Annotated in this window: 13 protein-coding genes and 1 tRNA gene; 7 read left to right on the top strand and 7 right to left on the bottom strand. The window is 66.9% G+C overall.

What is annotated here, in order from left to right:
* Positions 1-87 precede the first annotated feature (87 nt).
* The 3 genes from KQ297_RS09520 to sfsA all read right to left on the bottom strand — a co-directional run bounded on the left by KQ297_RS09520 (position 88) and on the right by sfsA (position 3,807).
* Positions 88-1,284, bottom strand: coding sequence for a 4-hydroxy-3-methylbut-2-enyl diphosphate reductase (locus KQ297_RS09520; protein WP_259739209.1), 1,197 nt, complete (start codon positions 1,282-1,284; stop codon positions 88-90).
* Positions 1,285-1,409: 125 nt separating this feature from the next.
* Positions 1,410-2,867: an ammonium transporter gene (locus tag KQ297_RS09525; protein ID WP_259739210.1), complete on the bottom strand. Its 1,458-nt coding sequence runs from the start codon at positions 2,865-2,867 to the stop codon at positions 1,410-1,412.
* A 142-nt stretch (positions 2,868-3,009) separates the two neighbouring features.
* Entirely contained in the window at positions 3,010-3,807 is a 798-nt protein-coding gene (gene sfsA / locus KQ297_RS09530; RefSeq protein WP_259739211.1) for a DNA/RNA nuclease SfsA, read from the bottom strand.
* Positions 3,808-3,878: 71 nt separating this feature from the next.
* On the opposite strand from sfsA, the gene murJ reads away from it, so the two are divergent.
* Positions 3,879-5,492, top strand: a complete 1,614-nt coding sequence (murJ, locus tag KQ297_RS09535; protein ID WP_259739212.1) for a murein biosynthesis integral membrane protein MurJ — start codon at positions 3,879-3,881, stop codon at positions 5,490-5,492.
* On the opposite strand, the gene KQ297_RS09540 is transcribed toward murJ, so the two are convergent.
* The 3 genes from KQ297_RS09540 to KQ297_RS09550 all read right to left on the bottom strand — a co-directional run bounded on the left by KQ297_RS09540 (position 5,476) and on the right by KQ297_RS09550 (position 6,386).
* Positions 5,476-5,742: a cytochrome-c oxidase gene (locus tag KQ297_RS09540; protein ID WP_185466551.1), complete on the bottom strand. Its 267-nt coding sequence runs from the start codon at positions 5,740-5,742 to the stop codon at positions 5,476-5,478. The two genes, murJ and KQ297_RS09540, sit on opposite strands and share 17 nt — an antisense overlap.
* An 80-nt stretch (positions 5,743-5,822) precedes the next feature.
* Complete coding sequence (locus tag KQ297_RS09545; RefSeq protein ID WP_185466553.1) at positions 5,823-6,113, bottom strand: DUF3181 family protein; 291 nt, start codon at positions 6,111-6,113, stop codon at positions 5,823-5,825.
* A 15-nt stretch (positions 6,114-6,128) separates the two neighbouring features.
* A complete protein-coding gene (locus KQ297_RS09550; RefSeq protein WP_259739213.1) occupies positions 6,129-6,386 on the bottom strand; it encodes a hypothetical protein in 258 nt (85 codons plus the stop codon).
* 97 nt (positions 6,387-6,483) lie between these two features.
* On the opposite strand from KQ297_RS09550, the gene KQ297_RS09555 reads away from it, so the two are divergent.
* The 6 genes from KQ297_RS09555 to KQ297_RS09580 all read left to right on the top strand — a co-directional run bounded on the left by KQ297_RS09555 (position 6,484) and on the right by KQ297_RS09580 (position 12,770).
* Positions 6,484-6,557: transfer RNA gene (locus KQ297_RS09555), tRNA-Arg, on the top strand.
* Between the two features lie 152 nt (positions 6,558-6,709).
* On the top strand, positions 6,710-7,999 hold the full coding sequence (gene glyA, locus KQ297_RS09560) for a serine hydroxymethyltransferase (protein WP_311133997.1): 1,290 nt from the start codon (positions 6,710-6,712) through the stop codon (positions 7,997-7,999).
* Between the two features lie 143 nt (positions 8,000-8,142).
* A complete protein-coding gene (locus KQ297_RS09565) occupies positions 8,143-9,303 on the top strand; it encodes a glycosyltransferase family 4 protein (RefSeq protein ID WP_259739214.1) in 1,161 nt (386 codons plus the stop codon).
* Entirely contained in the window at positions 9,278-10,624 is a 1,347-nt protein-coding gene (locus KQ297_RS09570; RefSeq protein ID WP_259739215.1) for a competence/damage-inducible protein A, read from the top strand. The genes KQ297_RS09565 and KQ297_RS09570 overlap by 26 nt, the downstream gene beginning before the upstream one ends.
* A gap of 29 nt (positions 10,625-10,653) precedes the next feature.
* Complete coding sequence (gene leuC / locus KQ297_RS09575) at positions 10,654-12,129, top strand: 3-isopropylmalate dehydratase large subunit (protein ID WP_259739216.1); 1,476 nt, start codon at positions 10,654-10,656, stop codon at positions 12,127-12,129.
* A complete protein-coding gene (locus tag KQ297_RS09580) occupies positions 12,126-12,770 on the top strand; it encodes a 3-isopropylmalate dehydratase small subunit 2 (RefSeq protein ID WP_259739217.1) in 645 nt (214 codons plus the stop codon). Before leuC ends, KQ297_RS09580 begins: the two co-directional genes overlap by 4 nt.
* Before the next feature lie 3 nt (positions 12,771-12,773).
* On the opposite strand, the gene KQ297_RS09585 is transcribed toward KQ297_RS09580, so the two are convergent.
* Positions 12,774-15,767, bottom strand: coding sequence for a DUF3769 domain-containing protein (locus KQ297_RS09585; RefSeq protein WP_259739218.1), 2,994 nt, complete (start codon positions 15,765-15,767; stop codon positions 12,774-12,776).
* Between the last annotated feature and the right edge of the window lie 311 nt (positions 15,768-16,078).

A 16,078-nucleotide genomic window follows, 5' to 3' on the forward strand; every position in this document is an offset into this window, starting at 1 on the left:
CCGATGAACCAATGTAATTGCGGGCTGAGCGGGCGATCGCAGCGCTTGTGACAGCAACGGTGCTGAAGGGTCAGGGCTTCTCGGTGCTCAGCTGCCGCAGAGTTCCATCAGGTGGCGGATCACGTCCTCCACCACCCGGTCAGGCGTGGAGGCGCCGGAGGTGATGCCCACCCGCAGGGGACCTTCCGGCAGGAAGGGCGCCACCAGCTCCAGATTGCCCCCCAGGGGCATGTGCTCGATGCGGTTGCCTGGCCCGATTCGCTCGGGGGTGTCGATGTGGAAGGAGCGGATGCCGCGGCTGATGGCGATCTCCTGCAGGTGTGTGGTGTTCGAAGAGTTGTAGCCGCCGATGACCACCATCAGATCGAGCGGTTCATCCACCAGGGAGAACATGGCGTCCTGCCGCTCCTGGGTGGCGTCGCAGATGGTGTTGAAGGCCAGGAAGTGGTCGTTGAGCTCGGCAGGGCCGTAGCGCTGCAGCATGGTGCGCTCGAACAACCGGCCGATTTCCTCGGTTTCGCTCTTGAGCATCGTGGTCTGGTTCGCCACTCCGACACGAACCAGGTCGAGGTCGGGATCGAAGCCTGGCGAGGAGGCTTTGGCGAAATGAGACATGAAGGCCTGGCGATCACCCTTGCCCAGGATGTAGTCGCAGACCATCTGGGCCTCGGCCAGATCCAGCACCACCAGGTACGTGCCGGCGAAGGAGCTGGTGGCGAGGGTTTCCTCGTGCTTCACCTTGCCGTGGATGATCGAGCTGAAGGCGTGCTTCTTGTGCTTCTCCACGGTGTTCCACACCTTCGACACCCAGGGGCAGGTGGTGTCGACGATGTGGCAGCCCCGCTCGTTCAGCAGCTGCATCTCCTGCACGGTGGCGCCGAAGGCCGGCAGGATCACCACATCACCGGTCCCCACCTCGGAGAAGTCCTTCACTCCCTCCTCAACACGGATGAAGCGCACATTCATGTCGCGCAGGTGCGCGTTCACCGAGGGGTTGTGGATGATTTCGTTGGTGATCCAGATCCGCTCGCTGGGGTAGTGACGTCGGGTTTCATAGGCCATGGCCACGGCCCGCTCCACGCCCCAGCAGAACCCGAAGGCCTCAGCGAGACGAACGGTCAGGCGGCCATGCCGCAGCTCGTAGCCATTCTCCCGGATGGTGGCGATCAGTTCGCTCTGGTAGGCCTGCTCCAGGCTGACCGCCACCTGCTCGCCGAGGCCGAAGCCGCGGCGGTTGTAGCGCTCGGAGTGGTGCAGCGAGCGTTTGAAGGCGCGGGTGTCCATGGCGTCGCCGCAGGGCAGGCAGGTGCCGACTCTATGGGCTGGTGCCCATCGACGGGCGAAAAAAAGCCCCGGTCGAAGCCGGGGCCAGAGGTGACCGTGGGGTCGGAATTGAAACAGCTGAGGGCTCAGTTTGCCGTGGAGGCAAAGTCGGGGTAGGCCTCCATGCCGTGCTCGGAGATGTCGAGACCTTCGATCTCTTCCTGCTCGCTGACACGGATGCCACCGAAGAGGGAGCCGATGATCGACCAGAGGATCAGGGACGACACAGCAGCAAAGATGCCGTAAGCCAGAACCCCAACGATCTGGTAGCCAAACTGGCCCAAGCCATGGCCATAGAACAGACCTTTGTCCTGGTTGAACAGGCCAACGGCCAGGGTTCCCCAGATGCCACAGGTGCCGTGCACCGAAAAGGCGCCCACAGGATCATCGATGTTCATCGAATCCAGAATGGCCACGGAGAGGACCACCAGGCCACCACCGATGAAGCCGGCGACCCAGGCACCCGCCATGGAGAAGCCATCACAACCGGCGGTGACGCTCACCAGACCGGCAAGGATGCCGTTGATGGTCATCGTGAGATCAGGCTTGCTGCCGCGGATCTGGGAAACCAGGGTCCCTGAGATGGCACCACCGGCTGCACCCAGGGTGGTGGTGACGGCCACGTAGGGAACGGTTTCGTCCATCGCCAACACCGAACCAGGGTTGAAGCCATACCAGCCGATCCACAGGATCAGGCAGCCGAGGGTGGCCATGGCCATGCTGTGGCCAGGCAGGGCCTGGGTCTTGCCACGGACGAATTTGCCGATCCGGGGACCGAGAAGAATGGCGCCGACCAAGCCGGCCCAGGCACCGAAGGAGTGAACGATCGAAGAGCCGGCAAAGTCAATGAAGCCGCCGTCCTCACCACCGAGGGTGGTGAGCCAGCCTCCATTCCACTGCCAGGATCCGGAGATGGGATAGAGGAAGCCAACCAGCACCAGAGAGAACACCACGAATTCACCGAACTTGATCCGCTCAGCAACAAGACCGGAAACGATCGTTGCGGCGGTGGCGGCGAAGGCGACCTGGAAGAAGAAATCGACAGTCGGAACAAGGGAGGCTTCCGTGACCATGTCCGGGGTTACCGCTGGGTCGAAGAAGAGGCCCTTGAAGAACAGCCAGCCGTCAACAACGGCATCGCCATACATGATGGAATACCCGACGAACCAGTAAGCCGTTGCGGCAAGCGCAAAAACAATCAGGTTCTTGAGAAGGATGTTGACGGCATTCTTCTGGCGACACATTCCTGATTCGACCATGGCGAAGCCCGCGTTCATGAAAACGACGAGGATCGCTGCGACGAAGATGAAAAGGTTGTTGATCAGAAAGGCTGGGGTCAGGTCAGGCAGCTCGGCGGCCCGGGCTGAGAGCGTGAACACGCCAAGGCCGAACAGGGCCAGGGGCACACAGGCCAGCCAGGTGAGCGTGCGGGGATTGGAGAGTCCACGGATGCTGCGGAGCAGCAGTTCGGGAGCCTCAAGCAAACTCGCCTCCTGGAGCCGCCGCGGCCGGCGTCGCCCAGGGGCGTGAGGAGCAACTGTCATGGAGCGGAACGTCGCACAGAATTTTGCGGAAAGTGATGGATCACGCCCGGAAGCGTTCCTACAGGGCAAAAGTGCGCGAAGTGGAACCAACCGCTGGTGGCATCCGCTACAAAATTCCCGATCCGTTCACGCAGGGATGGGCCTAAAGCTCCTGAGGCACCAGTTCCGCCACACCGATCCAGGTCACGGCCTCGGCGCTGAAGCGGTAACGCAGAGGCAGCACCTCCACTCCCGCCGCCAGGGCCTGCCGGAACAGCTCGCCGTAGCGGGGATCGGCTGAATCCCCGGGCGCGAAGCGCGTGACGTCGGCGCGGCTGAGGCAGGGAACCAGCAGGCCCCTGGCTTCGGGGCCAACGGCCATCAGCTCGCGCAGGTGCTTCTGTCCCCTTTCCGTGACCGTATCCGGGAACAGGGCCAGATCCCCCCGGCTCCAGGTGGTGTTCTTGACCTCCAGGTAGATCGGTCGCGGATCGCTGGCCTCGGCTGCAGGGCTGAGGAGCAGATCGATCCGACTGCGACGGCCTTGGCCGTAGGCCACCTCGGCACGGATCGAGCCGATCGGTCCCAGCCAGGGCTCCAGGCAGCCGGCTTCGATCGTGGCTCGCACCAACCGGTTGGGCAGGGCCGTGTTCACCCCCACCCAGCAGGGCGAGCCGTCCCTGTCCGCCACCATGGCCTGCTCCCAGGTCCAGGCCAGCTTGCGTTCCGGTCTGGGGTCGTGGCGCAGGCGCACCCGCCCGCCCGGGTGGAGAACCCCGGTCATGGGACCGGTGTTGGGGCAATGGGCCGTCACCACCTGGCCATCGGGCAGTTCCACATCCGCCAGGAAGCGCTTGTACCGCCGAAGCAGCACGCCCTCCACCAGGTTCTGCAGCGGCAGGATCAGCGTCCCGTCGGCCTGGGCACCGGCACAGCTGGGGATGTTCTGGGGGACCGGCATCGATTCAGGGTCTGGCCGTGGGCGGCAGGGTGGAGAATCCCACGGTGGATGGGGGCCGACGGCCTGACCGGATGGCGAAATCCCTGCGGCGCATCGCCCTGATCGTGGCGATGGCGACCGGCCTGAGCAAAGTGGCGGGTCTGCTGCGCCAGCAGGTGATTGCCGCCGCCTTCGGGGTGGGGGCCGCTTACGACGCCTACAACTATGCCTATGTGCTGCCGGGATTCCTGCTGATCCTGCTGGGAGGCATCAACGGGCCCTTTCACAGCGCCATGGTCAGCGTGCTGGCCCGCCGCCCCCGCCAAGAGGGAGCCCACGTTCTGGCGGCCATCAACACGCTTGTGGGACTGGGTCTGCTGGTGGTGACGGTGCTGCTGCTGGTTGCCGCCGATCCCCTGATCACCCTGGTGGGGCCAGGGCTGGATGCGGAGCGCCATGCCATCGCTGTGGTGCAGCTGCGCTGGATGGCGCCGATGGCCCTGTTCGCCGGGCTGATCGGCCTGGGCTTCGGGGCTCTCAATGCGGCCGATGTCTTCTGGCTGCCCTCGGTGAGCCCACTGGTGTCGAGCGTGGCGATGATCGCCGGCATCGGCCTGCTCTGGTTCCATCTGGGTGCCGCGATTGCCCTGCCGGCCACGGCGGTGCTGGGGGGGATCGTGCTGGCAGCCTCCACCACCCTGGGGGCTGTGTTGCAGTGGCTGATCCAGTTGCCGGCCCTGGCGAAGCAGGGCCTGCATCGCTTCCAGCTGGTGTGGGACTGGAAGCACCCGGGCGTGCGTGAGGTGCTGCAGGTGATGGGCCCGGCCACCCTCTCCTCGGGGATGCTGCAGATCAACGTCTTCACCGACCTGTTCTTCGCCTCCGGCATCGTCGGGGCCGCCGCTGGCCTGGGCTACGCGAACCTGCTGGTGCAGACGCCCCTCGGCCTGCTCTCCAACGCGTTGCTGGTGCCCCTGCTGCCGGTCTTCGCCCGACTCACGGCCCCGGCCGATCGCCCGGCCCTGGTGGACAGGATCCGCCAGGGCCTGATGCTCTCCACCGCCAGCATGATGCCGCTGGGGGCCCTGTTCGTGGCCCTGGCCGTTCCGATCGTGGCTGTGGTCTACGAGCGGGGGGCATTCGATAGGGGAGCGGCGCTGCTGGTGGCCAGCCTGCTGATGGCCTACGGCGTGGGCATGCCGGCCTATCTGGGGCGGGACGTGCTCGTGCGGGTGTTCTACGCCCTTGGGGACGGCACGACGCCGTTCCGTTTCTCCATGGCCGGCATCGGCTTCAACGTGATCTTCGACTGGGTGCTGGTGGGCGGTCCCAGCCCCTGGGGGCTTCAGCTGCCTGGGCTCAACTTCGGGGCCCCGGGCCTGGTGCTGGCCACGGTGGGGGTCAACCTGCTCACCTGTGCCGGCTTGCTGCTGGCCCTGCAGCGACGTCTGGGGCGCCTGCCCCTGAGGGTCTGGGGCCGCGACAGCCTGCTGCTGCTGCTGGCGGCTGTGGCCGGGGGGCTGGCCGCCTGGGCGCTCTCAGGACTCGTGGCCTGGCCCGACGGGCTGCTGGGCCAACTGCTGCAGTGCGGTCTGAGTGCCGGACTGGGGCTGGGTCTCTACGGGCTGCTGGCGAGCTGGGCGGGTGTGCCGGAGGCCCGAGATCTGGCCCGACAGCTGGCTGGCCGTCTCAGTCGGGGTTCGTGATGGTCACCCGTCGCTCCTCGCGCACCTGCACCGGGATCTCCAGGTGACTGCGTCCCAGCATCTGAGGGCCATCCACCGAGAAGATCCGCGCCTCGATGCCGAAGTCCCGAAAAGCGTTCTCCAGTTCCTGAATCAATGCCTTCTCCACCTGGGCCTCGGCGTCGACGACCTTGCCGATCAGGCGACCTCCCAGCGGGCCGATGCGCTGCCTGACCACCTCACGGGCATTGGTGACCTCGATGACCAGCATCCAACGCCTGCAACGGGTTTGACCTTATCCGCAGGTCAACGCCAAGGCCGGCACTGTCGTGCTTCTTCAGCCGGGCCGGCTCAGCGGCCCACGTTCTCCAGCACGTCCTCGAGATCCCGTAACTGCCCTGGGGGCAGCAGGCGGGCCAGGGGCAGGCGGCCTGAACCGCCACCGATCGGCACCTGCACCGCCTCGAGGGCCTGGCGGGCGCAGACCCCAGGCCCCTGATCGAGCCGGGCGGAGCATTCGATCGCCAGGGTCATCGCCAGACCCGCGTCACCCAGGTAGAGATGCCAGCCGGCCACCTGGATGTAGAGGCGATCCGCCAGGGCCAGGCTCAGCTCCTCGAGTTCGCTTGCCGTCAGGCTCACAGGGGTGGTGTGCGCTCAGCCTTCACCTTGCTCCAGCCCGTCGGCCCGTGGCCGCAACCGCAACACGATGATGAGGTGCAGCAGCCAGCCAGCCCCCCAGGCCAGAGTCAGCCAGCTCAGATGCAGCCAGGGATGGCGCAGCCTCTGCACGAACCAAAGACCACTGTTCACGGCGGCGAACAGGCCGCCATGGAGGCAGAGGTTCACGACCCGCTCGTAGTGGCGGTAGGTGGGATCGGAGGGGTCGGCGGGGCCGTACCAGCGGATCGGCATGGGGGAGGGGAGACGCAGCGCCTGCGGTGGCTGGCCCGATTGTGCCCGGGCGACAGTTGACGGATGGCCCCCCCGTGCGGTGAGAATGAAACCACAGGCGCTTGTAGCTCAGCGGATTAGAGCATCTGACTACGGATCAGAGGGTCGGGAGTTCGAATCTCTCCAGGCGCGCTTGTCAACCGTCCGTACCGGGCGGTTTTTTCTTGGCTGTTCATCCCCAACGTCTTCCGCCCGCGGCGCCCCTGCCGGCCAGGACACCCGGGACTGCGGACGTGCCGGGGTGATTTCTTACGATGGATTTCTTGCACCTTTTCGTCGACGCCATGGTGGATGCCACCGGTACGCCCCTGAACCAGTCCCTGGCGGCCGGTGACCCTGCCATCGCCGCCCTGATCGGCCGGGAACTGGAGCGGCAGCAGAGTCACCTCGAGCTGATTGCCAGCGAGAATTTCACCTCCAGGGCCGTGATGGAGGCCCAGGGGTCGGTGCTCACCAACAAGTACGCCGAAGGCCTGCCCCACAAGCGCTACTACGGCGGCTGCGAGCACGTCGACGCGATCGAGGAGCTGGCGATCGCCCGGGCCCGGCAGCTGTTCGGTGCCGCCTGGGCGAATGTGCAGCCCCACAGCGGTGCCCAGGCCAACTTCGCGGTGTTCCTGGCCCTGCTTCAGCCCGGCGACACGATCCTGGGCATGGACCTCTCCCATGGCGGCCATCTCACCCATGGCTCACCGGTGAATGTCTCGGGCAAGTGGTTCAAGGCCGTCCATTACGGCGTCGATCCCCACACCCACCAGCTCGACTACGACGCCATCCGGGCTCTGGCCGAACAGCACCGCCCCAGGCTGATCATCTGCGGCTACTCCGCCTATCCCCGCACGATCGATTTCGCGGCCTTCCGCTCGATCGCCGATTCCGTTGATGCCTTCCTGCTGGCCGACATGGCCCACATCGCCGGCCTGGTGGCGACGGGAGCCCACCCCAGCCCCATCCCCCATTGCCATGTGGTCACCACCACCACCCACAAGACCCTGCGCGGCCCCCGCGGCGGCCTGATCCTCTGCAATGACGCCGAGTTCGGCAAGCGCTTCGACAAGGCCGTCTTCCCCGGCAGCCAGGGGGGCCCCCTCGAGCATGTGGTGGCGGCGAAGGCCGTGGCCTTCGGCGAGGCCCTGCAGCCCGCCTTCAGGACCTACAGCCAGCAGGTGATCCGCAACGCCCAGGCCCTGGCCACTCGGATCCAGGAGCGCGGCATCGCCGTGGTTTCCGGTGGCACCGACAATCACCTGGTGCTCCTCGACCTGCGCTCGATCGGCCTCACCGGCAAGGTGGCCGACCTCCTGGTGAGCGAGGTGAACATCACGGCCAACAAGAACACCGTGCCGTTTGATCCTGAATCGCCTTTCGTCACCAGTGGCCTGCGCCTCGGCACCGCCGCCCTCACCACCCGCGGCTTCGATGCCGAGGATTTCATTGAGGTGGCTGATGTGATCGCTGATCGTCTGCTCCATCCCGACGACAGCGTCATCGAACTGCGCTGCCGTGAGCGGGTGCGTGCGCTCTGCCAGCGCCATCCGCTCTACGCACCCAGCCGCATTCCCCTGCCTGCCTGACCCCTGCTGCCTAAGCTTTCCGCTCGATCCGGTCCTTGCATGGCTCGCCCCGCGACGTTGCCACCAGCGTTGCCCAGCCCAGGGCCGTGCTTCCTTTTCTGGCTGCTGGCCGATCCTGGAGCCCCGATGCGGGGCCGAGGGGCGTGACGATGGCCTCCAGCCCGCTGGCCGCGGCACTGCTCACCTTCGTGATCGCCGCCCTGCTCACGGCGCTGATCGTGCCACTGGTGCGCTGGATGGGGCTCCGGTATGGCCTGTTCGATCCACCCGATTCGCGTAAGCAGCACGACATCCCCATGGTGCGGCTGGGGGGGATCGGCATGGTGGTCGGTTTTTCCCTGGCCCTGGCGCTCACCTGGGCCCTGGGAGGGTTCGGCACCGTGGCTCCCGACCGGGATCAGCTGATCTGGACCACCCTGGCCGGCGCACTCTGTTATTTCGTGATCGGTCTGGCCGATGACCTCTTCGCCCTGCCGCCCCTGCCGCGCCTTGCCGGCCAGGTGGCCGTGGCGGTGGTGGTCTGGAGCGAGGGCGTACGGATCGGAGCGATCGATCTGCCGCTGGGCCTGTTCGGCCTGCCGTCCCTGGCCTTTCCCCTGCCCGATGGGCTCAGTCTGCTGGCCACGGTGATCTGGTTGGTGGGCATCACCAACGCCATCAACTGGATCGATGGACTCGATGGACTGGCCGCCGGCGTCGGTGGCATTGCCGCAGTCGGGCTGCTCTCGGTGAGTTTCAGCCTGCAGCAGAGCGCTGCCGGTCTGCTGGCGGCCTCCCTGGCCGGAGCCTGCCTCGGCTTCCTGCGCCACAATTTCAATCCCGCTCGCATTTTCATGGGCGATGGCGGGTCCTATTTCCTCGGGTTCGCCCTGGCGGCGATCAGCATCGTCGGCCCGGCCAAGGGCCTCACCACCGTCAGCCTGCTGTTCCCGCTGCTGATCCTGTCGCTGCCCCTGGCCGACATGTCGGCGGTGATCATGGGCCGTCTCAGTGAAGGTCACTCCCCCTTCTATCCCGACCGCCGCCACCTTCATCACCGCCTGCTGCGGGCGGGCTTCAGCCATCGCCGCACGGTCCTGCTGATCTATGCCTTCACCCAGTGGCTGGCGGCCCTGGCCCTGGTGGTGGCCAACGTGGAAATGCGCTTTCTCTGGCTGGCCCTGGCCACCGCCGTGCTGATCGGAGCGGTGCTGGGATCCCGCCGCCAGCGCCACCTGCTGAGTGATCCCACCACCGGCTCAACCACCGCCACCGACGCCTCCCCGTCATTTCCCTGTGATGCCGGCCGTGACCCCCAGCCCTGAGATCGGGCCCCGCCGGGGAGGCGACATCCCGGGCAGCGAAACCCGCTGCACCGAAATCCTCTGCATCGGCACGGAGCTGCTGCTGGGCAACATCCTCAACGGCAATGCCCGCTGGCTGGCGGAGCAGCTGGCCGGCCTTGGACTGCCCCACTACCGCCAGACGGTGGTGGGGGACAACCGAGAGCGCCTGATCGCCGAGGTGCGGGAGGCCTCCCGCCGCTGCCGTGTGCTCATCTGCACAGGCGGCCTCGGTCCCACCCCCGATGACCTCACCACCGAGGCCCTGGCTGCCGCCTTCGACACTCCGCTCCAGGAGCGCCCGGAGGTGTGGGACGACATCCAAACCAAATTCGCAGCCCTGGATCGGACCCCGTCGCCAAGCAACCGCAAACAGGCCCTCCTGCCGGTGGGAGCAGAGCTGTTGCCCAACCCGGTGGGCACGGCTCCCGGCATGATCTGGACCCCCAGGCCCGGCTTCACCCTGCTCACCTTCCCGGGAGTGCCCGCCGAGCTGCGGGCGATGTGGGCCGCCACGGCGGCACCCTGGCTGAAGGGTCAGGGGCTGGTGGAGGGGGTGTTCTCCAGCCGGATCCTGCGCTTCTGGGGCGCCGGGGAATCACTCCTGGCCGAGCAGGTGGCCGACCTGCTGGAGCTGGAGAACCCCACCGTGGCCCCCTACGCCGGCACCGGCGAGGTGAAACTGCGGATCACGGCCCAGGCACCCACGCTCCAGCAGGCCGAGCAGCGCCTTGCCCCAGTGGAAGCCGAGCTGATCCAGCGGTTGGCTTCCTGGTTCTACGGGATCGATGACGACAACCAGGCCTCTCTCTGCCTGGAGCTGTTGCGGAGGCGGGCGGAGACGCTGGCGGTGGCGGAATCGTGCACGGGCGGTGGGCTGGGTGCGGCCCTGACGGCGGTGCCCGGGGCTTCAGATGTGTTCCTCGGCGGGGTGATCGCCTATGCCAACGTCGTCAAGCAGCAGCTGCTGGGGGTGCCTGCCGCCATGCTCGAAGCCCATGGGGCCGTGAGCGATCCGGTCGCGATTGCCATGGCCGAAGGGGCGCGGCGGGTCACGGGCAGCACCTGGGCCCTGGCCCTGACCGGCGTGGCCGGCCCCGGTGGCGGCAGCCCCGGCAAGCCGGTGGGGTTGGTCCACATCGCCCTGGCGGGCCCCGGGGGCAGCACCAGTGAGGGGGTGCGTTTCGGTGGAGGCCGCAGCCGCCACTGGATTCAGACGGTCAGTGCCGGCGAAGCCCTCAACCGCCTCAGGCGTCGTCTGCTGGCGGAGACTGAGGCGAAGGGCCTGGCCCCTGCGCCCTAGGTTGGACCGTCTTGGGCATCGGGGGCACGGTGAGCGCCGGCACGCTGTACGACAAGGTCTGGGACCTGCACCGCGTGGCGGAGCTGCCTGGAGGATCCACCCAACTGTTCATCGGTCTGCACCTGATTCATGAGGTGACCAGCCCCCAGGCCTTCGCCGCCCTGAAGGAGCTTGAACTGGGCGTTCGCCATCCCGAGCGCACCGTGGCCACGGTGGATCACATCGTGCCCACCACCTCCCAGGCGCGTCCCTTCGCCGATCCCCTCGCTGAGGAGATGCTTGCCACGCTGGAGGGCAACTGCGCCGAGCATGGGATCACCCTGCATGGCCTCGGCAGCGGCCGTCAGGGGATCGTGCACGTGATCGCACCGGAGCTGGGCCTGAGTCAGCCGGGAATGACGGTCGCCTGCGGTGATTCCCACACCTCCACCCATGGAGCCTTCGGGGCGATCGCCTTCGGCATCGGCACCAGCCAGGTGCGCGATGTGCTCGCCAGCCAGAGCCTGGCGATGAACAAGCTGAAAGTGCGCCGGATCCTGGTGGAGGGCACCCTGCAGCCGGGGGTCTTCGCCAAGGACCTGATCCTCCACGTGATCCGCAGCCTGGGGGTAAAGGGGGGTGTGGGCTACGCCTATGAATTCGCCGGATCCTGCATCGAGTCCCTCTCGATGGAGGAACGCATGACCCTGTGCAACATGGCGATCGAGGGGGGCGCCCGCTGCGGTTACGTCAACCCCGACGCCACCACCTTCGCTTACATCAAAGGCAGGCCCTTTGCCCCGGAGGGGGCGGCCTGGGATCGGGCGGTGGCCTGGTGGAGCGCCCTGGCCAGCGGCCCTGACGCCCGTTTCGACGACGAGGTGCGTTTTGAGGCCGCCACGATCCCCCCCACCATCACCTGGGGGATCACACCGGGGCAGGGGATCGGGGTCGATGAAGCCGTGCCCACTCCCGAGCAGATGCCCGCGGAGGAGCGCCCGATCGCCGAGGAGGCCTACCACTACATGGGCCTGGCGCCGGGAGCTCCGATCCTGGGACTGCCGGTGGATGTCTGTTTCATCGGCAGCTGCACCAATGGCCGCCTGAGTGATCTGCGAGCGGCGGCGGCGGTGGCTCTTGGCCGCCATGTGGCCCCGGGCATCAAGGCTTTCGTGGTGCCCGGCTCCGAGCAGGTGGCCGCCCTGGCCGAGGCCGAGGGGCTTGACACCCTGTTCGAGGAGGCGGGCTTCGAATGGCGTGAACCCGGCTGCTCGATGTGCCTGGCGATGAACCCTGACCGGCTCGAGGGTCGCCAGATCAGCGCCAGCTCCAGCAACCGCAATTTCAAGGGCCGCCAGGGCTCAGCCTCCGGCCGCACCCTGCTGATGAGCCCGGCGATGGTGGCCGCGGCGGCCGTCACCGGCCAGGTGAGCGATGTGCGTGAGCTGCTGGAGAGCCACCCCGTGGCTGGGTCCGCTTCGGCCGAGCCTCGGCCCGTTGCCGTCTCCCCATCCCCGTTGCCATGAGCGCGTCGCCCTTTCCCTTCGGCCCGATCCCTGAGGTCGCTGGCCGCATCGTCGTCGTCGCCGGCGACGACATCGACACGGACCGGATCATTCCGGCCCGTTTCCTGAAGTGCGTCACTTTCGAGGGGCTGGCCGAGGGGGCCTTCGCAGACGATCGCCTCGAGCTGGCCGGCTCCCACCCCTTCGATCGCCCTGAGCATCAGGGGGCCACGATCCTGGTGGTCAACCGAAATTTCGGCTGCGGCTCCAGCCGGGAGCATGCACCCCAGGCCCTGATGCGCTGGGGCATCCGAGCCGTGGTGGGCGAGAGTTTCGCCGAGATCTTCTTCGGCAACTGCCTGGCTCTGGGGATCCCCTGCCTCAGCGGCGATCACGCCACGATCCTTGCGCTGCAGCAGCAGGCTCTCGCCGATCCTGCCGCCGGTTTTCTGCTCGATCTGGCCACGGCGGAGATCCGCGCCCAGGCTCCTGCAGCTTGCCTGGAGCCAGCGCGGCGATGGAACCTCTCCCTGGCAGCCGGCCCACGTCAGATGTTGCTCAGCGGCCAGTGGAATGCCACCGGCCAGCTGCTCTCCCACGAGGAGGAGCTGCAGCGGACGGCGGCACGGTTGCCCTATCTGGCCACCTTCGCCCTGGGCTGAGGCTCAGAACGGGGTCCGGCGTCCTGTTGCCCCTCGGAGCTCCGGTCGGTAGGGGGCAAACGGAACCCCCGTGCCCTTGAAGCCGAAGTCGTTGAGGCGCACCCGCACACCGCCTATTCCTTCGTAGGGGCTGTAGAAAACGCTGAAGGCATAGGAACGGCGCTGCCAGCGCAGCTCCACGTAGGACCCGGTCACTTCGCCGTAGTTCTCGGAAGCTGGATCCACGTTGATGCCAACCCCCCCGTCGAACAGAAGCGGACCGGCGATCTGCTGGGTGAGGCCGATGCCCACCGTGCCCAGATCGACAGCGGCGTCGAAGCTGAAGGGGCTGAGGCCGTCACGGAGGGTGATGCCGCCGGTGATCGTGAGCTGGGTGAAATCAAAGAAGCGCTTGTTGAAGTGCCCCAGGGTGAGGGTGGGCCCTCCGGAGAACGAGAAGGTGTTCTGGTAAGACCCGTCGCCGAAGTAAGCCGCACTGCCCGAGAGATTGGTGCTCAGGGTCAGGCCAGGCACGATCGGCTCGGGGGAGTAACGCAGGGCGCCCTCCGGGGTGGACGGCAGTGCCTTGCCCCGCCAAAGCCGGAGGGAGCTGTTCAGCGACCCCACCGCGTTGGCCCGCCAGAGCTGGGCGAAATTCCTGGATTCCTCCCCGCTGTTGAGGAACTCGTTGCTCTGGTAGTTGCCAAGGCCCAACCGCCAGAAGTAGCGGTTGGTGAGTTTGCCCCAGTTCGGCAGGGTGTCGTCTTTCTCCAGTGAGGCGCCGTAAGCCGAATAGACGTCCTGCTCACCGAGCGTTCCATTCCAGATCCGGAAGCGGTAAGCCCCGAACAGACGGGCCGTGGTGTCGCCCACCAGGGGCAGGGTGATGTTGCGGTTCAACTGGCCCCAGCTGCGGGTGCCGTTGGCGATGTTCTCGGGATTGAAGGTGGAGACATCCAGATTCAGGCTGGCATCGAAACCCAGCAGCGGCGTCTTCAGCCTGGCCTCCAGGCCGAAGAGGTCCCCCAGGGTGTTGTCCTGGCTGACGGAGGGTCCACCGGCCTGGCCGCCAGGGCGGGGGTAGCTGTCGGTGGTGCCCTGGTAAGCGCGCTCGAGCATGAACTGGGGCTCCAGTTCCAGGGTTCCTTTCTCCCCGATCCGGATCGGCTTCAGGCGCCGGCCCACGAAGAAGCCGTCGCGGTCGTCCTGATCAACTCCCAGCACCCAGCGGTTCTCCACTTCCTGTTGCTTGCGGATGCGGGTTCGTGAGCTCACCGGAATGGCGAAACGGTCTTCGAGGATCAGCCGATTGCGCTTGGAGGTGATCAGGAGGTCGCCGTTGGTGTCCTGGTTGACCACCACCTGATCCGCATCCATCCACGACTGGGAGGGCGTGAAGGGGTCGTTGCTGAAACTGGCGCGGTCGCTGCGCCAGCCATTGGGGGTGAACACGATCCGGGCCGCCTGATAGCGCAGGTGGGTGAGGGTGCCCTGCACCGCCTGGCGGTTCTTCTCCGAGCGCAGGCGCCGCACCTGGCGCGGCGTTGCAGGGCCGAAGTCGCTGTTCTGATCGGCGGTCAGGTCGTCGTTGCCGCCCACTTGCCCGCGACGCTCGATCACCAGCCCTTCGCGCTTTTGTACGTCAGAAATCCTTTGCTCGATGGCGGCGGCGGCGGCGGCCCGCCGTTGCTCCTGCTCTCGCATGGCCCGGAACGAGGGTCGCTCGTCCTGGGGCGAGTCCGTGCTGTCGTCTGGGGTTGGTGGTTCTTGCTCCGGTACCGGTGCCTCGCCGCCCATGGCCACCTGTTCGAGGGCCTCCGGCAGGGAGCGGGGGAGATCCGGCGGCTCCGCTCCGCGGTTGGGGCATCCTTTGGCCGGCCGCAGGCTGGCCTGGGGATCATCCGTGGGCTCCGGATCCCCTCCGAAGCGATAGCGCAGGCCGAGCAGGTAGGCGTTGCTGCCTTCCCGGACGCCGTTATAGGTGCCGAAGGCGCCGGAGCGGTGGTGAATTCTGCCCACCATCGACCACTGGGGCGAGAAGGAGCCCTCGATCTCGAAACCCAGGTAGTTGAGAAACCGGGCCGACCTCTCCCGGTAGGTGTCTTCGTAGTTGCTGAGGTTGGTGTTGAGGCTGACGCCCTGGACGAACCCCAGGCTGAGCCAGGGTTGCAGCCAGGCCCTCAGGCCGATGCCGGCGGTGAATTCACCGAAGGTCTGCGCGGAGGTGGAGAGGTTGGCCACCTCGCTGGCGGTGAAGGGTCTTGTGTAGCGCCCGCCCTTCTGGGCCGAGGCCCAGTGGCCGAGAGCATTGAAGTCCAGTTCCAGGGCGAACGGTCCGGATTTGATCAACCGCTTCTGCAGACCGGCGCCCAGGACCCGCTCCGGGCGGAAGACGCCCTGGCCGAAGAAGGTCTGTCCAAAATCGGAGTGGAACATCTGTCCGCCCCAGAGGGTGGCGCTCCAGGGGTGGGGGTGCCAGTCGGGAATCTCGGGCAGCACCGTCGGGCAGGCGACGGGGGCAGGCTCAGGCAGCGGGATGGAGGGGGCCTGCTCGGGGTCGAGGTCCTCCAGGCTGGTCTCCAGATCGAGAACGCCGTAGACGTCCTCCATCTCCCCTTCCCCTTCGATCAGGCTGTAGCGGAGCATGCTGGCCTGCACGTACTGCCGGCCGCGCCAGAAGCGCACGCTGCCCGTGGCATAGAGGGTGCGGGTGGTGGTGTCGTACTCAAGACGATCCGCCATCAACCGGCCTCCAGCCAGAACCGCTTTGGCGTTGCCGGTGGCCACATAGCGGTTGATCACCAGGTCGAATCCCTGCTGATCAGCGCTGATGTCCAGTTCCTTGGGAGGAGTCTTCTCGGGGGAGCTCTCCCCATCGTTGTCGCCGGCGGCTGCGGGCGCTGAGGGTTCGGCTGGACTCGCGATCGCCTCGGGCGTCAGCTCAGCGGGGCTGAGTTCGCCGGCGTCGGCGTCGGCCTCGGGGGCGTTGGTCTCGATACCCCTGGCGTCTGCGGACACAACCCCCTTGGATCTCGCCTCCGGACGGTGCTGGGGGGCGGGCAGGGTCTGAGCAGCAGGGGCCTGATGCTGAGCTTCTGTAGCGAGCGGGTCGGTAGCGCCGGCTCCCGCTTCACTGACGATGGCTGGGGTGGACTCTGACTCCAGGGTCCTGGCCCGGCTGACCGCCGGTGTTGCCAGGGTTGCCGCGCCCACGAGTCCGATGGCCCATCGGATAAGCGTTGCTGAGGGCACCACGTCTCCAGGACCGCGGCCGATCCTGCCATGCCCTGGTTGGCGCGGGGGGCTCTCTCAGGTGGGTTGAGGTAGTG

Origin of the sequence: Synechococcus sp. CS-205, from assembly GCF_025128255.1 — a bacterium.
Classification (GTDB): domain Bacteria; phylum Cyanobacteriota; class Cyanobacteriia; order PCC-6307; family Cyanobiaceae; genus Regnicoccus_A.

Bases quoted from the DNA above. Each gene is read 5' to 3' on its own strand.
- KQ297_RS09520 (WP_259739209.1), bottom strand. From the start codon at position 1,284: ATGGACACCCGCGCCTTCAAACGCTCGCTGCACCACTCCGAGCGCTAC.
- KQ297_RS09540 (WP_185466551.1), bottom strand. From the start codon at position 5,742: ATGCTGGTCATCGAGGTCACCAATGCCCGTGAGGTGGTCAGGCAGCGC.
- KQ297_RS09570 (WP_259739215.1), top strand. From the start codon at position 9,278: ATGCCGGCCGTGACCCCCAGCCCTGAGATCGGGCCCCGCCGGGGAGGC.
- sfsA (WP_259739211.1), bottom strand. From the start codon at position 3,807: ATGCCGGTCCCCCAGAACATCCCCAGCTGTGCCGGTGCCCAGGCCGAC.
- glyA (WP_311133997.1), top strand. From the start codon at position 6,710: ATGGTGGATGCCACCGGTACGCCCCTGAACCAGTCCCTGGCGGCCGGT.
- KQ297_RS09550 (WP_259739213.1), bottom strand. From the start codon at position 6,386: ATGCCGATCCGCTGGTACGGCCCCGCCGACCCCTCCGATCCCACCTAC.
- KQ297_RS09525 (WP_259739210.1), bottom strand. From the start codon at position 2,867: ATGACAGTTGCTCCTCACGCCCCTGGGCGACGCCGGCCGCGGCGGCTC.
- murJ (WP_259739212.1), top strand. From the start codon at position 3,879: ATGGCGAAATCCCTGCGGCGCATCGCCCTGATCGTGGCGATGGCGACC.
- KQ297_RS09580 (WP_259739217.1), top strand. From the start codon at position 12,126: ATGAGCGCGTCGCCCTTTCCCTTCGGCCCGATCCCTGAGGTCGCTGGC.